Genomic DNA, 17,546 nt, shown 5'->3' on the forward strand with positions numbered 1-17,546 from the left:
TATGCAAAAGAAGAACGTCGTCATCGGCTTCCTCGGCACCCAGCTGGATGCCGGCCAGGGTGCAGGCCGCTGGGCGAAATGGCGGCCCACGGTATCGCTGGTCCAGCACGAAGACACGCTGATCCACAGGCTCGAACTGTTCTATCCGACGCGCTACAAGGCGCTGGCCCAGGTGATGCAGCAGGACATCGCCAACCTGTCGCCCGACACCATCGTGAACCTGATCCCGATGGACTTCGCCGATCCCTGGGATTTTGGCGAAATGTACGGGGCGCTCTACGACTGGACGCGCGGCTATCGTTTCGACCCGGAGCGCGAGCAGTACTGGGCGCACATCACCACCGGCACGCACGTCGCGCAGATCTGCATGTTCCTGATGGTGGAGTCGCGCGCCATTCCTGGCGTGCTGCTGCAGACCGCGCCGCCCAGGAAGCAGGCGGGCGAAGGTCCCGGCAAGTACACGCTGATCGATCTGGACCTGTCGCGCTACGACGTGCTGGCCCGCCGCTTCAGCCAGGCGCGCGAGGACGCGCTGCAATTCCTCAAGAGCGGCATTGCCACGCGCAACAAGGCGTTCAATACGCTGATCGAAGAGATAGAACGGGTGGCGGTGCGCTCGCAGGCGCCCATCCTGCTGACCGGCCCCACCGGCGCGGGCAAGTCGCACCTGGCGCGCCGCATGTACGAATTGAAGAAGTCCCGTCACCAGGTCCAGGGCGAATTCGTCGAGGTCAATTGCGCCACGCTGCGCGGCGACGGCGCCGCCTCGACGCTGTTCGGCCACAAGAAAGGCGCTTTCACCGGCGCGGCCGCGGACCGGGCTGGCCTGCTGCGCACGGCCCACCAGGGCGTGCTGTTCCTGGACGAAATCGGCGAACTCGGCCTGGACGAGCAGGCCATGCTGCTCAAGGCCGTGGAAGAAAAGCGCTTCCTGCCCATGGGCAGCGACCGCGAGACCAGCAGCGACTTCCAGCTGATCGCCGGCACCCACCGCGACCTGCGCGTGGACGTGGCGCAGGGGCGCTTCCGCGAAGACCTGTATGCGCGCATCAACCTGTGGTCCTATGACCTGCCCGGGCTGGCGCAGCGGCCCGAGGACATCGAGCCCAACGTCGACCACCTGCTCATGCGGTCCGCCGAGGAAACCGGCGCCGTGGTCCGGTTCAACGCCGAAGCGCGCACGCGCTACCTGAAGTTCGCCAGATCGTCCGAGGCCAAATGGATCGGCAACTTCCGCGACCTGTCGGCCAGTATCACGCGGCTGGCGACGCTGGCGGACGGCGGCCGGATCCCGCTGGAACTGGTGGAAGCCGAGATCCAGCGTCTGAACTGGCTATGGCAGCGCGGCGCGCCCGCGGACCGCGACGGCGACAGGACGCGCCTGGACGCGCTGCTGCCCGCCGACGCTGTCGATGGCCTCGACCTGTTCGATCGCCTGCAGCTCCAAGCCGTCATCGGCGTGTGCCGGCAATCAGACTCGCTGTCCGAGGCGGGACGCAAGCTGTACAACCGCTCGCGCGCGCAACGCACCGTGGTCAACGATGCTGACCGCCTGCGCAAATATCTGCTGAAATTCGGCTTGAACTGGGAAAGCGTTTCGGGCCGGGAAGGCTGAAGCCGCCCAGCCGGCAAGGAACAAGCGCCGGGCAACTCTGCCCGACGCTTTGCTGGCAACCATGCCCGCCTCAGCCCGCCTGCTCTTCCTGCGGCCAGTCGCGCAGCACCGGCGCATCCGGCGCGCCAGGCCCCACGTCGCGCAGATGGTCGTGCTGCAGCAGGGCCATGCGGTAGGCGTCGCGGTAGCCGCCGTTGGAAAAGAACTCTTCCTTCAACAGCCCTTCGATCTGGAAGCCGCAGCGCTCGTAGATGTGCACGGCGGCGGTGTTGTCCTTGTCCACCACCAGATAGACCTTGTGCAGGTTCAGCACGCGAAAGGCATAGCCCACCGCGATGCGCGTCGCCGCCTTGGCGTAGCCCCGGCCCTGATAGCTGGGCGCGATGATGATCTGGAATTCGGCGCGGCGGTGGATGTAGTCGATTTCCACCAGCTCGACCAGGCCGGCGGGCTGCCCGGTGTCGTGCTCGATGATGAAGCGCCGCTCGTTCTGGTCGTGCAAGTGGCGGTCATACAGGGCGACCAGTTCGTCGTAGGCCTCGTAGGGCTCTTCGAACCAATAACGCATGATGACGTCGTTATTGTTGATCTTGTGCACGAAGTGCAGGTCGCCACGCTCCAGGGGGCGTATTTTGATATCGGTTGTGACCGACATGGTGATACCTCCGAAAGTGCGCCCATTGTAAGCGGGCGCGGCCCGACGCGCTGGCGCTCAGCCGCCCGAGAACGCCGGCAGGCGTTGTTCGATGCGCCGCATGACCTCATTGGCGGCGGACGACAGCGGCCTTCCCAGCCGCAGGAGCGCCTGGCATTCGGGCGCGCTCAGGATGGGATGCGCGATCGGAATCGCCACCAGTTCGCCGCTGGCCAGCTCATGATGCACGCCCAGGTTCGGCATCAGCGTCACGCCGGCCCCCGTCATTGCGTACTGCTTCAGTACGCGCAGCGAATTGGTGGTGAGGCTGGGCGTCAGGTGGATGCGCTCGGTGAATTCCAGCAGGTCCACCGCCTGGCGCAGCCCGTAGGGCGCGGACATCAGCGCGAAGGGATACGGCATGATGTCGGCGATGGTCAGCGGCCCTGGACGCGAGGCCAAGGCGTGGCCGCGCCCCGCCAGCAGGCAGACCGGATGCTTGCGGCTGGCGCGGCAGCGCAGCCGCGGGTCCACCGGCGGGTTGTAGGCCAGCCCGATGTGGGCCGCGTCCGAAGCCACCGCCTCGACCACCTCGTTGACCGAACCGACGTTGACGCTGATGTTGATCTGCGGATATTCGATGCAGAACGGTCCGACCACGTGCTCCATCAAGCCGTCGATGAAGCCTTCGCTGATCATCAGCTGCACGTTGCCGCGCTGCATGCCGCGCAATTCCTGCAGGCGCGCGTTCAGGTGTTCCTGCTGGGCGCGGCAGCCGCGGTGGTACTCCAGCAGCATGTCGGCGGCCTCGGTGGGCGTCAGTCCGCGCGAGCGCCGCTCGAACAGTTGCACGCCCAGCTCCTTTTCCAGCACCTGGATCTGCCGGCTGATGACCGAGGCCGCCGTATCCAGCTTGTCGGCCGCGCCCCGTATCGAGCCGCAGGCCATGACCTCGTTGAAGTACTTCAGGCGGACCTGGCTGATTTCCTGCATATCCCGCATTCCTGGGGCGCTAGGCCGCGCCAGTTGAAAGTGATTCGAATGTTGCCCATAGGGCAACGATAATTTATCACCCCGGTCATTGTTCGGAACGCCGCAGTCTTCCAATATGGCGGCCCGGAAGCCATGAGGATTCCGGCCCAACCCCAGCCACCGCGGGCGCCAGACCCGCGCGAGGAGACATGCAATGCCCCATCCGACCACGCCGGGCGCGGACCCGCGCCTGGCCCCGCTCTATCGCAAGATCACGTGGCGCCTGCTGCCCTTCTTGCTGCTCTGTTACGTCTTTGCCTACCTGGACCGCATCAACATCGGCTTCGCCAAGCTGCAGATGCAACAGGACATCGGCATCTCCGACGCCGTCTACGGCCTGGGCGCCGGCATCTTCTTCCTGGGCTACGTCATCTTCGAAGTGCCCAGCAACCTGTTGCTGACCCGCATCGGCGCGCGCCGCACGATCAGCCGCATCATGGTGCTGTGGGGCCTGACCTCCGCCTCGATGCTGTTCGTGCAGGGCGAATGGAGCTTCTACATCCTGCGCTTCATGCTGGGCGTGTTCGAAGCCGGCTTCGCGCCCGGCATGATCTTCTACCTGACCTACTGGTATTCGCAGTCGCGCATGGCCGGCGTCATGGCGGTGGTGATGCTGGCCGGCCCCATCGGCGGCATCGTCGGCGGTCCGGTATCCGCCTGGATCATGACCGCGTTCTCGGGCGCGCACGGCCTGGACGGCTGGCAATGGATGTTCCTGCTGGAAGGCCTGCCCTGCGTGCTGCTGGGCGTGATCGCCTACCGCTACCTGGACGACAAACCCGCCGAGGCCAAATGGCTCAGCGCCGACGAAAAGGCGCTGCTGGCCGCCGACCTGGAAACCCGCGGCGCGCAGCAGAAGCATGCCTTCAAGCAGGTGCTGCGCGATCCCGCCATCTACCGCATGGCGTTGACGTACTTCTGCCTGATTTGCGGCATCTATGCCGTCAGCTTCTGGCTGCCCACGCTGCTCAAGCTGGCCGGCGTGCAGGACACTATGGAAATCGGCCTGTATTCCGCCGTTCCGTACATCGCGGCGGCCGCCTTCATGCTGTGGTTCGCGCGCAGCTCGGACCGCATGCAGGAACGGCGCTGGCACACCCTGGTGCCCGCCCTGCTGGCCGGCGTGTCGCTCTGCATCGCCACCGCCGCGCCGACGCAATTCGCGCTATCCCTGACGGCCATCACGCTCGCCACGGGCTTCATGTGGGCCTCGTACACGGTATTCTGGGCGATTCCTTCGCAGTACCTCAAAGGAGAGGCAGCAGCCGGCGGCATCGCCCTCATCAACAGCATCGGCCTGCTCGGCGGCTTCCTTAGCCCGTCCATCATCGGCTGGTCCAAGGAAGCCACCGGCACGCTGGCTGGCGGCCTGTACGTGATTTCCGCCTTGCTGGTGGCAGGCGCCCTGCTCCTGCTGGTGAACCGTCCGCCCCGTTCCGCGCCCGCCCGCGCCTGAAGTCCAACTCACAGGAAACGATCATGCATATTCTGGTTGCTGGCTTCCAGCACGAAACCAACACCTTCGCGCCGTCGCTCGCCGCCTACGACAACTTCGTGCGCGGCGAAGGCTTCCCCGCCATGGTGCGCGGCAAGGACATGCTGGCGCTGCGCGAGGTCAACATCCCCGCCGGCGGCTTCATCAACGCGATGACCGCCCAGGGCCACACCATGGAAACCGTGATCTGGGCCGGCGCCAGCCCGTCCGCGCACGTGACGCGCGACGCCTACGAACGGATCGCCGGCGAAATCCTGGACGCCGCCCGCAAGGGCGCCTATGACGCCGTCTATCTGGACCTGCACGGCGCCATGGTGGCCGAGCACCTCGATGACGGCGAAGGCGAACTGCTGGCACGCATGCGCCAGATCGTCGGCCCGACGGTGCCGGTAGTCGCCAGCCTGGACCTGCACGCCAACGTGACCGCGCAGATGCTGCATGAAGCCGACGGCCTGGCCGCGTTCCGCACCTACCCGCACGTGGACATGGCGGATACCGGCGTGCACGCGGCGCGCCTGCTGCTGGCCCGCATCGCGGCCGGCGGCAACTGGCACCGCAGCGAGCGCCGCCTGCCCTTCCTGATTCCCATCAACGGCATGTGCACGATGCTGCAGCCCTCGCAAGGCGTGTACGAGCTGCTGGAACGCCTGGAGCGGACGCCCGGCGTGACCTCCATCTCGTTCGCGCCGGGTTTTCCGGCGGCCGACTTCCCCGAGTGCGGCCCGGTGATCTGGGCCTACGGCACCGATGCGGCAGCCGTCGAAAGCGTGACCGAAACCCTGTACCAGCGCGTGCTGGAACTGGAGCCGCAATGGTCGCCCGACTTCCTCGAACCGTCCGAGGCCGTGCGCCGTGCGCAGGCCCTGGCGGCGGGCGCGTCGCGCCCGGTGGTCATCGCCGACACGCAGGACAATCCGGGCGCGGGCGGCGACGCCAACACCACCGGCATGCTGCGTGCGCTGGTTCAGGCCGACGCCCAGAATGCGGCGCTGGGACTGTTCTACGACCCCGAGGCGGTGCGCCAGGCCACGGCGGCCGGCGTCGGCGGCAAGGTCCGGCTGAGCCTGGGCGGCCAATCCGGCGTGGCAGGCGATTCGGCTTTCGAAGGCGAATTCGTGGTCGAAACCCTGTCGCCCGGCAAGCTGCGCTTTGACGGACCGATGATGAACGGCATGGACGTGGACCTGGAAGCCGTGGCCGGCCTGCGGATCGGCGGCGTGCGGGTGGTGGTCAGCGCCACCAAGTCGCAGATGCTGGACCGCAACCTGTTCCGCGTCGGCGGCGTGCAGCCCGAGGAGATGGCGATACTGGTGGTGAAGAGTTCCGTGCACTTCCGTGCGGACTTCCAGCCCATCGCCCACGAAGTGCTGGTGGCCAAGGCGCCCGGCCCGATGCAGGCCGACCCGGCCGACCTGCCCTGGACCCGGCTGCAGCCCGGCATCCGCGTGCGCCCGCAAGGCAAGCCGTTCTCTGACTGAGCCCCCCCACCCCGCCGCCAGCCGGCGGGGTTTGCTTTCGCGCGACGCAGTGGCAGACTGGAGGCATGAAAAAGCTCCACACGCTCGCCTATCCGCGCCTCAGCGCGCCGGACTCCGCGTTCATCGAGGAGTGCCGGCGCCAGCATGACGGCCAGCATCCGCTGGTGCAAGCGCACTTCACCATGGCATTCGGCTGCGCGGGCATCGACGAACAGGCCTACCAGCAGCACCTCGAAGAAGTCGCCGGCCTGCACGGCCCGATAGACTTCGTATGCCGCTACGCCATGCTGGGCGCCGACCCCGCGCACGCTTATGCGTACCTGGTTCCCGATGAAGGCCACAGCCAGCTGTCGCGCCTGCATGACGCCCTGTACCGCCAGGTGCTGGCGCCGACCTTGCGCCTGGACATTCCTTATGTGCCGCACATCACCATGGGGTCGTCCACCAATCGCGCACTGATGAAATCGCTGTGCGACGAACTCAACCGCAACGGACTCGAAATCCGCGGCACGGTCGACAGGTTGACGATGGCCGTCCTGGAAAATGGCGTGCTGACCGATCTGACTTCGGCCCGGCTTTCCGGCTGAGGGGCCAGGCGCGGCCTGCCCCGCCCCCGCTCACTACTTCAGCTTGCCCTGCGGACTGACGAAGTCTTCCAGCGTCAGGCCCTTTTCCTTCAGGATGGCTTCCAGCAGCGGCTGCAGCCTGCCCAGGCTTTCCTGCACGGTTTCGCGCACGGTATCGACCACCACCTGGGTGCTGCGTTCGATTTCGATGTTGACGAAATCGCCCACCTGCTTGTCCTCGAACACCGTCATGCGGCGGGTTTCCGGAATCAGCCAGACCTCGAACCAGCCCTCGGCGCGATTGACTTCCGATACGGTCAGGCTGGCGCCGTTGATGGCGATATAGCCCTTGGCGAAGACATACTTGCGGAAAGCCTCGGGGATGCTGAAGCGCATCAGACGGTTGGTGTCGGACGACTTCACCATCACCACTTCAGAGGTGAAGTCCACGTGCCCGGACAAAGGATGGCCGCCGATCTCGGCGCCATCCTTGGCGGCCCGCTCGACGTTGGCGCGGTCGCCCTCCTGGTAGCTGCCCAGGGTGGTGATGGCCAGGCTTTGCAGCATGACGTCGAAAGTCGCCTGGTTCTCGGACAGGATTTCCGTGACGGTCAGGCAGACGCCATCGGTGGACACGCTGGCGCCGATGGCCAGGTCCACGCAAAAACCAGGGGGGAAATCCAGCGTGAAAGTGCGCAGGCCTTCGCGATCCGCGATCTTGGCGATCTTCGCGGTGCCTTGAACAATACCGGTGAACATACGGATCCTGAATGCGGGGCCGGGCCCCTGAAGCAAAACATCAACGTTAACCGATATTTTGCCAGGGGTCGGACTGCCCGCAAGCCAGGATCAGTGGCGGATGGCGATCGTCTTCAGGGTGGTGAAGCCGTACAGCGCTTCAAAGCCCTTCTCGCGGCCGTAGCCCGATTGGCGCGAACCGCCGAAGGGCAGCTCCACGCCGCCGCCGGCGCCGTAATTGTTGATGAACACCTGACCGGCGCGCAGCTTGCGCGCCAGACGCAGCTGGCGGCCGCCGTCGCGGGTCCAGACGCCGGCCACCAGGCCATACAGCGTGCCATTGGCGATTTCCAGCGCCTCTTCCTCGGTGTCGAACACCATGGCGGCCAGCACCGGACCGAAGACTTCTTCCTGCGCCAGGCGGCTGTTGGGCGGCACGTCGCGGAACAGTACGGGCGGCTGGTAGAAACCGGCCTCGGGCGTGCCTTCCTTCAACTTGCCGCGGGCGGCGACCTTCATGCCTTCGGCCTCGGCTTCAGCCAGGAAGCCGCGCACGCGGTCCTGCTGGCGCGCGTTGATCAGCGGCCCCACGTCCAGGTCGGCCGCGGCCGGACCGGTGACGGTGGCCGAAAACGCGTCGGACAGGCGCTTGAGCACCGTTTCGTACACGCCGCGCTGGATCAGCACGCGGCTGCCGGCCGAGCAGGTCTGGCCCGCGTTCTGGATGATGGCCGCCAGCAGCACCGGCATGGCGGCGTCCAGGTCGGCGTCGTCGAACACGATCTGGGGCGACTTGCCGCCCAGTTCCAGCGTGACCGGCACATGGTTCTCGGCGGCGGCATGCGCCACCATCTTGCCCGTCTGCGGCGAACCGGTGAACGAGATATGGTCGATGCCCGGGTGGGCGGACAGCGCCGCGCCGGCTTCATGGCCATAACCCGTGCAGATGTTCAGCGCGCCGGCCGGCAGGCCGACTTCGGCGGCGATCTCCGCCAGCTTCAGGAGCGACAGGCAGGCGTCTTCCGCCGGCTTGACCACGCAGGCGTTGCCGGCGGCCAGAGCCGCGCCCACGCTGCGGCCGAAGATCTGCAGCGGGTAGTTCCAGGGCACGATGTGGCCGGTGACGCCGTGCGCTTCGCGCACCGTCAGCACGGTGAAGCCCGGGGTGTAGGGAATGGTCTCGCCATGCAGCTTGTCGACCGCGCCGGCATAGAACTCGAAGTAGCGCGCCACGGCGGCGGCGTCGGCGCGTGCCTGCTTGATGGGCTTGCCGGTGTCGGCCGATTCCAGCTGTGCCAGTTCTTCCTGGCGGTCCAGCAGCGCGAAGGCGATGCGCATCAGCAGGCGGCTGCGCGCGGCGGGCGCCATCTGGCCCCACTCCCCTTCGAAAGCCTCGCGCGCCGCGGTCACCGCGCGATCCACGTCCGCGGCGCCCGAGCGCGCGATCGCCTCGAAGGGCTTGCCATCGGACGGGTTCAGGACGGGAATGGTTTCACCGGTGGCGGCTGCCACCCATTGGTTGGCGATAAAGTTCTTCTGAGTCACGATGTGCGGAGTAAAGTAGCGGCCGGACGGCCGGTTGCGGGGATATGGCGTCGCGCGCGGATTGCGTTTTGGTTTCGGGTCAAGGTACGGGAGCGGCCCGCAACTTGTCAATTGAATTGACAGCTTTTGTCCCAAGAGTCAGGATATTTCCTGATCACCTCGGGTAATCCCTAATAATTCAGCGGCTTAACGCCACCCCGGATTTGTCATGGTGACTGACAAGCCCGGCAATGCATGTAGGAATGACGATGAGCAATGTGCGGGATCCACAGCTGGAATCGCTGCTGCAAGCCGTGGACCGCCCCCGGCCGGAATTGGACGTGCTGGCGGAAGTGGCCTCGGGCCTGGGCTACGTGCGCGCCGAGCGCTTTGCGGAGCGCGTCTACGAAAGCCTGTTCTATGCCATTGCCACCGGCAAGATCGCGCCCGGCAACAAGCTGCCGACGGAACTGGAGCTGGCCGCGCTGTTCGAGGTATCGCGGCCAGTGGTCAGGCAGGCGCTGGATCGGCTGCGCGAAGACCAGCTGGTGGACTCCATCCGCGGCTCGGGCACCTACGTGCGCGCAAAGCCCGACCTGATGGGCGGCATGCCCGCGGTGGACCCGGCGCGCCGCGTTGGCCACATCCTGGAAGGCCTGGAACTGCGCATGGTGATCGAGCCCGAATGCGCCTACCTGGCCGCCTTGCGCCGCACCGACGAAGACCTGCGCGAAATGGACCGCATGCTGACCGGCTACGAAGAAGCCGACGCTTCCGGCGCCATCGCCCACCATCACGATTACGGATTCCACCGCGCCATCGCCGCGGCCACCAGCAACCAGCGCTTCGTGCAGGTGCTGAAGTCCCTGGAGTACGACGTCAGCCACGCCGTGAACGTCATGCGCCACCTGGTCCACAGCGAACCCTGGAAGCGCACCCGCGCCGCCATCGAGGAACACCGCCACATTTACCGGCTGATCCAGGAACAGGACGCCGAAGGCGCACGCAACGTCATGCGCGCCCATATTGAAAAAGCCCGCAGCCGCATGCTGAACAGCGGCTCGGAACACTGAGCAGGAAGCCTTAACGACATGTCATCGCAGCAACGCCCCTCCCTGGACCTGAACCAGCAACTCGTCGTCGTCACCGGCGCCAGCCGCGGCCTGGGCGCCGCCATCGCCCGCGCCTTCCTGCGCGAAGGCGCCAAGGTCGTCGTCAACTATCTGAACAGCGCCGAACGCGCGCAGGCGCTGGCCGCCAGCGCGCCGGACCGCGCCATCGCGCTGCAGGCCGACGTGCGCGACCCGGCCGCCGTCGCCGCCATGTTCGCGCAGGCCGCCAAGCATTTCGGCCAGCCCGTTGCCACGGTCGTCAACAACGCCCTGCCGGCCTTCCAGTTCAACGGCGACGCCCGTCCGCATGCCGGCGCACTGGACTGGACACAGATGAACGCGCAGCTGGAAGGCAGCGTGCGCGCCGCGCTCAACACCACGCAGGCAGCCCTGCCCGGCATGCGGACAGCTGGCGGCGGACGCATCATCAACGTCGGCACCAACCTGGTCCAGAACCCGGTGGTGCCGTACCACGACTACACCGCGGCCAAGGCCGCGCTGCTGGCTTTCACCCGCACCTTGTCGCATGAATTGGGGGCCGATGGCATTACCGTCAATATGGTTTCGGGCGGCTTGCTGCGCACCACCGACGCCTCGGCGGCCACGCCGGACGCGGTCTTCGACATGATTGCCGCGGGCACGCCGCTGCGCGAAGTCACCACGCCCGAGCAATTCGCCGACGCCGTGCTGTTCTTCGCCAGCCCCTGGTCGCGCGCGGTGACGGGACAGAACCTGATCGTCGACGGCGGGCTGGTAAAAGGCTGATGCAAGACGCGACGGCCTGACGCGCCATGGGCCGGCAAACCCTAGGCCTGCAGCCGTCGCGCGCTGATTTCCACTGCCGCGTACTTGATGCCCTTGAGCGCGGCATCCTCGCTCACGAAGGCGGAATCGCCCACGCCTATCCGCGTCCATTCGCGGCCTGGCGCGGTGCGTACCCAGGCTTCGTAGCCTTGCTGCGCCGCCAGCGGCCTGAGTTCATATTCGAGCTGATGCCCGTTGAGCCTGATCACTCCGGTTTTCATTGTTTTCTCTCCGCGCCCGAGCGCTTTCCCGCGAGGCCGCAGGCGCGCATCAGGATGAGCCCAGGCCCCGTCGCGGGCGCTCCCCGGCAGTCCTGCGCCCGCACCACTTCGGACACGCGCTGCCCGTCCGCCATCCATTGGCGGGCAACGCTGACGATATCGGTGAACTCGGGCTGCGGCCCGTCCAACAGCCAGCCGACGATGGGGATGCCGGGAACTCCGGCCGCGCCAGGAGGAACCTGATCCAAATCAAGGGGCTTCATACTCCTCTCCGTTCAGGAAACTGTAGGGAGCGTAGACGCCGCGTCAATTCTCAGGCATTAGAAAACCGCAAAAAATAGAACATTTTGTGTACTTCCCCGCCCGCGGCCTGGAGCGAGCCATCCCAGGCTGCGCCATCCACTCAGGGTGGAAATAAAAATTCACACATAAACTATCTGGGCAACGCCGGCGAACGACAGCCTCTCATTGCACGGCAACCAACTCGGCGGGCGCCAACTTCGCCAGATCCCCTCCAACCGATGTCTCGATCGCCGTGATCTCACCATTCTCCATCCGTATCAGGCGGTCAGCCAGATGGAAATAGCGGTCGTCGTGGCTTGCCATGCTATGGCCGGCCTTGCATCGCCGCAGATTGTTCGTCCATTCACGTGCGCAGCGACAGCGGCCGCATGTCGGTCCAAGTCTTCTCGACATAATCGAGAACGGTTTTCTTGTCTCCCTTGACGCCGTCGACAGCGCGCCAGCCGCCGGTCAAGCAGCGCGCGAACATGTGCAAGCGCATCCTTGCGGATGCGGCGCTGATCGAGCGTGCAGGGGGAAGGAGATGCAAACCGCGCACAGCGGCATGGCGTCGATGGCTGCAAACGTGGCGAGAACAAGCCTGAAAACTAGGCCTTGCCGCCGCGCTCCTCGGCGCCGGGGATATTGATATCGTTCGCGGGAGGAACCAAGCCCACCATCAACCACAGGCGGCCGGCCTTGTCGTAGGCCTGACGATGGGCCGCATCGACGGCAAGCCATTGCACCAACTCGGCTTCAGCGTTTGCGTCGAAGCAATCGTGCTCGTGCTGGCGCAGCACCCAGGACCAGGCAGCATCCCAGACCGGGTCTTGCTTCGAATCGATGTCATCGCCCATTGGCTACCGTCGGGCCTGAATGGCTAGTCGGCGCTATGGTATAGGAAAAGGCTATCCACGATAACTTCTTTGGGCGGCGGCATACCGTCCGAACCGCATGCTTGCGCCAACCAAGCCCAAGGCGCAACTGCGCAGCCCGATACCTGCGGACTCAGACCTCCAACAAATCGCGGCAGCTGGCGACGGCCTCAGTGGCATCCCGGAGCATAAAGTTCACAAGCGTGGCCGAGCAGCCCATTTGCCGCGCCACCTCACGTTGCGTCAAACCGCCGAGCCTATAGAGTTCGAAGGCGCGCCGCGTCCTGGGCGGCAAGGTGCCGAGGATCTGGTCGATGGCATCGATCACCTGCCGCTCCTGGAAGCGACGCTCCGGCACGCAGCCGCCAGCGACCTGCGGCAACTCCCCATCGTCCGTATAAATGCGATACGTGGATTCGACGGCCTGACGGCGGCAATGGTCCAACGCCAGATTACGGACCACCTGGCAGCAGTAACCAAAAGGTTCGCTGACGTCGCGCGCGCATGCCCCTTCAATGAGCTTCAGGTAGGCGTCTTGCGTCACTTCATCCGCGATCTCCGGCGTGCCGACGATTCTTTGCGCGATGCGACGCAGCTGCGCCCGATGTGCAATGAAAACGTCTCCAAGCCCCGCTCCCTGCGAACCCATGGACATCGAAGTGCCTCCGCGCACAGATCTATGGTGACTTGAAACAACTCAATCTATTGAGAAAAATTATTATTAATGGAAGATCGAATATCTAACGCCGCGCCCCCTTTGTTCGCCCAACCCGGCTCTTTTTATAGGGCCTCAAGCTAGCTACTGCATGGCGCCCTGAAAGCCTGAGAGTCAGCTTCAGCGCGGACAGGCCGCCGGCCCGGGCGGCGCAGCCACGGTATCATCTGCGTCTGTCCCCGGCGACCGCCGACCACGCCCCGGATGCATGGCCAGAAGATCAGCTGGAACCGGGATCGTGGCGGGCGACGCCGCCGCAAGCCGCATGAATGAACGGTCTACGAAAATCATGAAATTAGCCACCTGGAACGTGAACTCCCTGAATGTGCGCCTGCCGCAGGTGCTGGACTGGCTGGCAGCCAATCCCGTCGACGTGCTGTGCATCCAGGAACTCAAGCTCACGGACGACAAGTTCCCCGAAGCCGCCTTCACCGAGGCCGGCTACCGCGCCGTCTGGGCCGGCCAGAAAACCTATAACGGCGTCGCCATCATTTCGCGCGTGCCCGGCACGTCCATGGTGCGCAACATTCCCGGCTATGAGGATCCGCAGCAGCGCGTCCTGGCGCTGACCTTTCCCAGCGCCGAAGGCGACGTACGCGTCGTCTGCGCATACTGCCCCAACGGCCAGGCGGTGGGTTCGGACAAGTACGCCTACAAGCTGGACTGGTTCGAAGCCATGCGCGCCTGGCTGGCCGACGAGATCAAGCAGTATCCGCGGCTGGCGGTGCTGGGCGACTACAACGTCGCGCCAGCCGACGAAGACGTGCATAACCCCGAGAAATGGGAAGGCCAGGTGCTGGTGTCCGAGCCGGAGCGCAAGGCCTTCGGCGCCCTGATCGACCTGGGACTGGCGGATTCCTTCCGCCTTTTCGAGCAGCCGGAGAAATCCTTCAGCTGGTGGGACTACCGCCAGTTCGCGTTCCGCCGCAATGCCGGCTTGCGCATTGATCACGTCCTTCTGTCCGCGCCGCTGGTCAAACGCTGCACCGCCTGCGTCATCGACAAGGAGCCGCGCCGCAACGAGCAACCGTCCGATCACGCCCCTGTGGTGGCAACCTTGGAATTCGCCTGATTTTTTGCACGACGGCATATTGCGCAGGCCAAGAACATTCCTGTATAGTCTTGGTCTTGCTTCATTGGGGCGGTAGCTCAGCTGGGAGAGCGTCGCGTTCGCAATGCGAAGGTCGGGAGTTCGATCCTCCTCCGCTCCACCAAAATTCCCGCCAAAACAGGGCACTACATTTAGCGATGTGGTGCCCTGTTTTGCTTTATGCGCCGGGTTCCGGCGCCTGCGGAATCTCGATCCCGCAGCATGCGGAGATCGGCGGGCCGCCAATGCGCCGCCCACCTATCGCAAGAGTCCGAGCAGCGCGGCGCGCGCCACGGCTGCAGTCCGATTTCGGGCGCCGAGCTTGGAAATGGCGTTCTTCGTGTGAAATCTGACCGTCGACTCGGCAATCGCCAGTATTTCGGACACGTCGCTGCTGGTCTTTCCGTCCGCCGCCCATTTTAGAATTTCGGTCTCGCGACGCGTCAATGGAGTATCCGGCGCCAATTTGAATCGCGGCAGCGTGACCCTGCTCAATGCCAGGTGCGCAGCGGTCACCAGCCATCGCATGCGCAATTCCTTGCTAATCAGTTCCTCGTCGGAGAGTTGCTCCTTCTGTCTGGCCAGCGTCAGCATCCCCCCGGTTCCGTAAGCGTCCAGGTTCGACTGAGACCACCCCACACAAAGGCCTGCCGCCTGCGCCTCGTCCCAAAGCTCAGGCGTTCCCGCAAACACCCTGTCCGACCAGACGATGGGTATCGCGGACTGGCCGCAGTGCTTTACGGTGGGGTCGATCTCCACGTAACGCGCCTGCGCGTAACGCTCCTGCCAGGAGATTGGATAATTGCTGATCATGACGACCTGGGGATTGGTAAACGGCAAGGCCGCCCCCACCACATACCCGCAATAAGAAAACCCCAGATTCAATGCAGCGGTGGCCACCTCCGTGAAAACGGCTTGCTCAGTGGTCGCGCTATTAGTCGCCAATAAAAGGTCTTGTGCCCACGGCTTCATTCCGAATTCCACCCTCGTGCATTTGCATCGCCATCATTTGAAAATCGCACGGCTGAAAATCAATAACGCCGCAGTCACAATATAGTTAAACTCCTGAAATATTTCAAAATTTAAACAAATATAATTACTTGTTCATTTTTTATTTATTGACAGGCGATATTCAAACGTTTGCGTCGACGCGCACTGTCGTCGCGGCGTCTCGCAACGCATCCAGGAACAACGATGCCGCAGCCGCAGTGCGCACGTCCCGCCGCGTCATGATGCCCACGGGGTGCAGCCGCGCCTGCAAGGCCAGCGGCAGGATGGCCAGTTGCCCGTTGGCCGCCAGAGCACGAGCCACACGCAGCGGAATAGCCGACAGCAGCGAGGTCCGCTGCAATAGCGAGACGATGGTCAGAATGGCGCTGGATTCGATGGCAACCTGCGGGAAGCCCGCGCCGCGCGCCGAGACGGCGGCGGCGACCATGCTGTAGAGCGCCGCGTTGCGCGACGGCAGCACCCAGCGGCATTTGTCCAGCGCCGCGCCGCTCAACCGGCTGCGCGAGGCCAGCGGATGGGCCGGGCCGCAGACCACGGCGGTGGCCTCGTCGTAAAGGATCTCGCATTGCAGGTCGGCGTCCGCCCCCTCCACCCCGAGCCGTCCCACCACGCAGTCCAGCTCGCCTGCGCGCAAGGCGGGCAACAACTGCTTTTCCAGGCCTTCGGACAGCTCGATGCGCAGCGCCGGATGCGTCTCCTGCAGGCGTTGCGCCGCAAGGGGCACGAGCAGATGCGCCACCACCGGGAAAATGCCCGCCCTCACCTTGCCGCTTGCGCCGTTGGCAGCGGCGGCGAGTTCGGCGTGCGTCGCGTCGAGTTCGTTCAGCAGCAGGCGGGCGCGGTCGATCATCAGCAAACCCAGCGCGGTCGGCGCGACGCCGTGATGCGAACGCTCGAACAAGGGCTGACCGGCCAGCGCTTCGGCCTCGCCCAGCAGCTTGCTCAGCGCGGGCTGGCTGAGGTGCATTGCTTCGGCTGCCCGGTGCAGATTGCCGACCCGTCCCAGCTCGTCCAGCAAGACCAGGTGGCGGATGCGCAGGCGCGACCGCAGCTGCTGCAAAGGGGGGATGTCCGGCATGGAATACGCCCGGCAAGTTGGTTATCGATTGATAAGGAATCGCAATTATCCAGTTATCGCCAACACGCCCATACTAGGGTCATCCCGCTAACCGGGTGATATCCAAAAAAGGGGAATAGCCATGTTTCATCGTCTTGCCGCGCTGGCGCTGGCCTGCGCCCTGGCGCCCGCCGCCGCGTCCGCCGACATCCGCATCGGCGTGATCGCCAGCAGCACCGGCCCCGGAGCCTCCATGGGGTCGCTATACCGCAGCACCGTGCCGCTACTGCCCAAGACGCTGGGCGGCCAACCGGTGGAGTACATCGCGCTGGACGATGCGACCGATCCGTCGTCCGCGGTCAGGACGGCGCGCAAGCTGATCACCGAGAACAAGGTGGACGCCATCATCGGCCCGAGCAATGTGCCGACCTCGATGGCGGTCACGGAAGTCGCCCGCGAAGCGCGCACGCCGCAGCTCTCGTTGGCGCCCATCATGGTCAGCCCCGACCGCGCCGAATGGATCTTCGTGGTGGCCCATGGCATAGACCTGATGGTGGACTCGCTGACCGCCGACATGGCCAAGCGCGGCGTGAAGAGCGTGGCCTACATCGGCTTCTCGGACGCCTGGGGCGACGCCGTCTACCGCGCGTTGCAGGAATCGGCCGCCAAGCGCGGCATCACGGTGCTCAGCAACGAACGCTACGCGCGCACCGACAACTCGGTCACGGCGCAGGTGCTGAAGATTGTCGCTCTCAACCCCGGCGCGGTGTTGGTCGGCGGCTCGGGCACGCCGGGCGCCCTGCCCCATCTGTCGCTGCGCGAACGCGGCTATCAGGGCGTCCAGTACAACACGCATGGCGTGATCAACAAGGATTTCCTGAAGCTGGGCGGCAAGGGCGTGGATGGCGTCATCGTGCCCAGCGGCCCGGTGCAAGTGGTGGAACAGCTGCCCGCGGACAGCCCGATCAAGCCGGTCGCCACGCGCTACGCCCAGCAGTATGAATCGGCCTACGGCGCCGATTCGCGCAACGCCTTCGCGCCTTACACCTACGACGCCTATCTGTTGCTGGACGCGGCCGTGGCCAAGATTCCCGCGGGCACCCAGCCCGGCACCCCCGCCTTCCGCCAGGCGCTGCGCGACGCCCTGGAAAGCCTGCAGGGCACCGTCGGCACCCAGGGCATCTACATGATGTCGCCCACCAACCACAACGGTCTGGACGAGCGCGGCGTCGTGCTGATGCAGGCCCGTTCGGGCGCCTGGCAGTTCCTGCCGTAAGCCGCCTTTCTTGCAACAGGA

The 17,546-nt window shown here is 65.2% G+C and carries 19 protein-coding genes, 1 tRNA gene and 1 pseudogene; 9 read left to right on the forward strand and 12 right to left on the reverse strand.

What is annotated here, in order from left to right:
- Position 1 precedes the first annotated feature (1 nt).
- Positions 2–1,615, forward strand: a complete 1,614-nt coding sequence (gene rtcR, locus IAG39_RS18945) for an RNA repair transcriptional activator RtcR (RefSeq protein WP_118933026.1) — start codon at positions 2–4, stop codon at positions 1,613–1,615.
- 70 nt (positions 1,616–1,685) lie between these two features.
- On the opposite strand, the gene speG is transcribed toward rtcR, so the two are convergent.
- Positions 1,686–2,270 (reverse strand): spermidine N1-acetyltransferase, encoded by a 585-nt coding sequence (speG, locus tag IAG39_RS18950; protein WP_013393257.1) that lies wholly within the window; start codon positions 2,268–2,270, stop codon positions 1,686–1,688.
- Positions 2,271–2,327: 57 nt separating this feature from the next.
- Positions 2,328–3,242 (reverse strand): LysR family transcriptional regulator, encoded by a 915-nt coding sequence (locus IAG39_RS18955; RefSeq protein WP_118933025.1) that lies wholly within the window; start codon positions 3,240–3,242, stop codon positions 2,328–2,330.
- A gap of 193 nt (positions 3,243–3,435) precedes the next feature.
- On the opposite strand from IAG39_RS18955, the gene IAG39_RS18960 reads away from it, so the two are divergent.
- From IAG39_RS18960 to IAG39_RS18970, 3 genes are all read left to right on the forward strand, one after another.
- Positions 3,436–4,737: an MFS transporter gene (locus IAG39_RS18960; protein ID WP_118933024.1), complete on the forward strand. Its 1,302-nt coding sequence runs from the start codon at positions 3,436–3,438 to the stop codon at positions 4,735–4,737.
- A 23-nt stretch (positions 4,738–4,760) separates the two neighbouring features.
- Complete coding sequence (locus IAG39_RS18965) at positions 4,761–6,254, forward strand: M81 family metallopeptidase (protein WP_118933023.1); 1,494 nt, start codon at positions 4,761–4,763, stop codon at positions 6,252–6,254.
- Positions 6,255–6,319: 65 nt separating this feature from the next.
- Entirely contained in the window at positions 6,320–6,841 is a 522-nt protein-coding gene (locus IAG39_RS18970) for a 2'-5' RNA ligase family protein (RefSeq protein ID WP_118933022.1), read from the forward strand.
- Positions 6,842–6,874: 33 nt separating this feature from the next.
- Here IAG39_RS18970 and IAG39_RS18975 read toward each other — a convergent pair whose 3' ends face one another.
- Positions 6,875–7,579 carry a riboflavin synthase gene (locus IAG39_RS18975; protein ID WP_059374277.1) on the reverse strand — a complete coding sequence of 235 codons (705 nt, stop codon included), beginning with the start codon at positions 7,577–7,579 and terminating at the stop codon, positions 6,875–6,877.
- Positions 7,580–7,669: 90 nt separating this feature from the next.
- Complete coding sequence (locus tag IAG39_RS18980; protein WP_187523986.1) at positions 7,670–9,106, reverse strand: aldehyde dehydrogenase family protein; 1,437 nt, start codon at positions 9,104–9,106, stop codon at positions 7,670–7,672.
- A gap of 245 nt (positions 9,107–9,351) precedes the next feature.
- Here IAG39_RS18980 and IAG39_RS18985 point away from each other — a divergent pair, with 245 nt between their 5' ends.
- Together IAG39_RS18985 and IAG39_RS18990 are read left to right on the forward strand one after the other, a co-directional pair.
- A complete protein-coding gene (locus IAG39_RS18985) occupies positions 9,352–10,155 on the forward strand; it encodes a FadR/GntR family transcriptional regulator (protein ID WP_054456557.1) in 804 nt (267 codons plus the stop codon).
- Positions 10,156–10,173: 18 nt separating this feature from the next.
- The gene (locus tag IAG39_RS18990) at positions 10,174–10,959 is read left to right on the forward strand and encodes a 3-oxoacyl-ACP reductase (RefSeq protein ID WP_059374275.1); all 786 of its coding nucleotides are present in this window, start codon (positions 10,174–10,176) and stop codon (positions 10,957–10,959) included.
- Between the two features lie 41 nt (positions 10,960–11,000).
- On the opposite strand, the gene IAG39_RS18995 is transcribed toward IAG39_RS18990, so the two are convergent.
- From IAG39_RS18995 to IAG39_RS19020, 6 genes and pseudogenes are all read right to left on the reverse strand, one after another.
- Complete coding sequence (locus tag IAG39_RS18995) at positions 11,001–11,219, reverse strand: hypothetical protein (RefSeq protein ID WP_059374274.1); 219 nt, start codon at positions 11,217–11,219, stop codon at positions 11,001–11,003.
- Positions 11,216–11,482: a hypothetical protein gene (locus IAG39_RS19000; RefSeq protein ID WP_059374273.1), complete on the reverse strand. Its 267-nt coding sequence runs from the start codon at positions 11,480–11,482 to the stop codon at positions 11,216–11,218. The genes IAG39_RS18995 and IAG39_RS19000 overlap by 4 nt, the downstream gene beginning before the upstream one ends.
- A gap of 202 nt (positions 11,483–11,684) precedes the next feature.
- Positions 11,685–11,825 carry a hypothetical protein gene (locus IAG39_RS19005; RefSeq protein WP_187523984.1) on the reverse strand — a complete coding sequence of 47 codons (141 nt, stop codon included), beginning with the start codon at positions 11,823–11,825 and terminating at the stop codon, positions 11,685–11,687.
- 40 nt (positions 11,826–11,865) lie between these two features.
- Positions 11,866–11,967 (reverse strand): annotated as a pseudogene (locus IAG39_RS19010) (antibiotic synthesis protein MbtH); the annotation flags it as partial.
- 142 nt (positions 11,968–12,109) lie between these two features.
- Positions 12,110–12,358: a FecR/PupR family sigma factor regulator gene (locus IAG39_RS19015; RefSeq protein ID WP_118933021.1), complete on the reverse strand. Its 249-nt coding sequence runs from the start codon at positions 12,356–12,358 to the stop codon at positions 12,110–12,112.
- A 151-nt stretch (positions 12,359–12,509) separates the two neighbouring features.
- Positions 12,510–13,031 (reverse strand): sigma-70 family RNA polymerase sigma factor, encoded by a 522-nt coding sequence (locus IAG39_RS19020; RefSeq protein ID WP_118933020.1) that lies wholly within the window; start codon positions 13,029–13,031, stop codon positions 12,510–12,512.
- Between the two features lie 349 nt (positions 13,032–13,380).
- Here IAG39_RS19020 and xth point away from each other — a divergent pair, with 349 nt between their 5' ends.
- Together xth and IAG39_RS19030 are read left to right on the forward strand one after the other, a co-directional pair.
- The gene (gene xth, locus IAG39_RS19025) at positions 13,381–14,163 is read left to right on the forward strand and encodes an exodeoxyribonuclease III (RefSeq protein ID WP_059374222.1); all 783 of its coding nucleotides are present in this window, start codon (positions 13,381–13,383) and stop codon (positions 14,161–14,163) included.
- 66 nt (positions 14,164–14,229) lie between these two features.
- Positions 14,230–14,305 (forward strand) — tRNA-Ala (locus IAG39_RS19030).
- 134 nt (positions 14,306–14,439) lie between these two features.
- Here IAG39_RS19030 and IAG39_RS19035 read toward each other — a convergent pair.
- A complete protein-coding gene (locus IAG39_RS19035; RefSeq protein ID WP_059374221.1) occupies positions 14,440–15,153 on the reverse strand; it encodes an autoinducer binding domain-containing protein in 714 nt (237 codons plus the stop codon).
- A gap of 160 nt (positions 15,154–15,313) precedes the next feature.
- On the reverse strand, positions 15,314–16,270 hold the full coding sequence (locus tag IAG39_RS19040; protein WP_118933019.1) for a LysR substrate-binding domain-containing protein: 957 nt from the start codon (positions 16,268–16,270) through the stop codon (positions 15,314–15,316).
- Between the two features lie 121 nt (positions 16,271–16,391).
- On the opposite strand from IAG39_RS19040, the gene IAG39_RS19045 reads away from it, so the two are divergent.
- Positions 16,392–17,525: an ABC transporter substrate-binding protein gene (locus tag IAG39_RS19045; RefSeq protein WP_118933018.1), complete on the forward strand. Its 1,134-nt coding sequence runs from the start codon at positions 16,392–16,394 to the stop codon at positions 17,523–17,525.
- Positions 17,526–17,546 lie beyond the last annotated feature (21 nt).

This window comes from Achromobacter xylosoxidans (assembly GCF_014490035.1).
GTDB lineage: Bacteria > Pseudomonadota > Gammaproteobacteria > Burkholderiales > Burkholderiaceae_B > Achromobacter > Achromobacter bronchisepticus_A.

What these genes read in the sequence shown, in the direction of transcription:
- xth (WP_059374222.1), top strand. Translation starts at nt 13,381, where the DNA reads ATGAAATTAGCCACCTGGAACGTGAACTCCCTGAATGTGCGCCTGCCG.
- IAG39_RS18965 (WP_118933023.1), top strand. Translation starts at nt 4,761, where the DNA reads ATGCATATTCTGGTTGCTGGCTTCCAGCACGAAACCAACACCTTCGCG.
- IAG39_RS19005 (WP_187523984.1), bottom strand. Translation starts at nt 11,825, where the DNA reads ATGGCAAGCCACGACGACCGCTATTTCCATCTGGCTGACCGCCTGATA.
- IAG39_RS18970 (WP_118933022.1), top strand. Translation starts at nt 6,320, where the DNA reads ATGAAAAAGCTCCACACGCTCGCCTATCCGCGCCTCAGCGCGCCGGAC.
- IAG39_RS18960 (WP_118933024.1), top strand. Translation starts at nt 3,436, where the DNA reads ATGCCCCATCCGACCACGCCGGGCGCGGACCCGCGCCTGGCCCCGCTC.
- speG (WP_013393257.1), bottom strand. Translation starts at nt 2,270, where the DNA reads ATGTCGGTCACAACCGATATCAAAATACGCCCCCTGGAGCGTGGCGAC.
- IAG39_RS19040 (WP_118933019.1), bottom strand. Translation starts at nt 16,270, where the DNA reads ATGCCGGACATCCCCCCTTTGCAGCAGCTGCGGTCGCGCCTGCGCATC.
- IAG39_RS19020 (WP_118933020.1), bottom strand. Translation starts at nt 13,031, where the DNA reads ATGTCCATGGGTTCGCAGGGAGCGGGGCTTGGAGACGTTTTCATTGCA.
- IAG39_RS19000 (WP_059374273.1), bottom strand. Translation starts at nt 11,482, where the DNA reads ATGAAGCCCCTTGATTTGGATCAGGTTCCTCCTGGCGCGGCCGGAGTT.
- IAG39_RS18985 (WP_054456557.1), top strand. Translation starts at nt 9,352, where the DNA reads ATGAGCAATGTGCGGGATCCACAGCTGGAATCGCTGCTGCAAGCCGTG.
- IAG39_RS18990 (WP_059374275.1), top strand. Translation starts at nt 10,174, where the DNA reads ATGTCATCGCAGCAACGCCCCTCCCTGGACCTGAACCAGCAACTCGTC.
- IAG39_RS18975 (WP_059374277.1), bottom strand. Translation starts at nt 7,579, where the DNA reads ATGTTCACCGGTATTGTTCAAGGCACCGCGAAGATCGCCAAGATCGCG.
- IAG39_RS18995 (WP_059374274.1), bottom strand. Translation starts at nt 11,219, where the DNA reads ATGAAAACCGGAGTGATCAGGCTCAACGGGCATCAGCTCGAATATGAA.
- rtcR (WP_118933026.1), top strand. Translation starts at nt 2, where the DNA reads ATGCAAAAGAAGAACGTCGTCATCGGCTTCCTCGGCACCCAGCTGGAT.
- IAG39_RS19035 (WP_059374221.1), bottom strand. Translation starts at nt 15,153, where the DNA reads ATGAAGCCGTGGGCACAAGACCTTTTATTGGCGACTAATAGCGCGACC.
- IAG39_RS19045 (WP_118933018.1), top strand. Translation starts at nt 16,392, where the DNA reads ATGTTTCATCGTCTTGCCGCGCTGGCGCTGGCCTGCGCCCTGGCGCCC.
- IAG39_RS18955 (WP_118933025.1), bottom strand. Translation starts at nt 3,242, where the DNA reads ATGCAGGAAATCAGCCAGGTCCGCCTGAAGTACTTCAACGAGGTCATG.
- IAG39_RS19015 (WP_118933021.1), bottom strand. Translation starts at nt 12,358, where the DNA reads ATGGGCGATGACATCGATTCGAAGCAAGACCCGGTCTGGGATGCTGCC.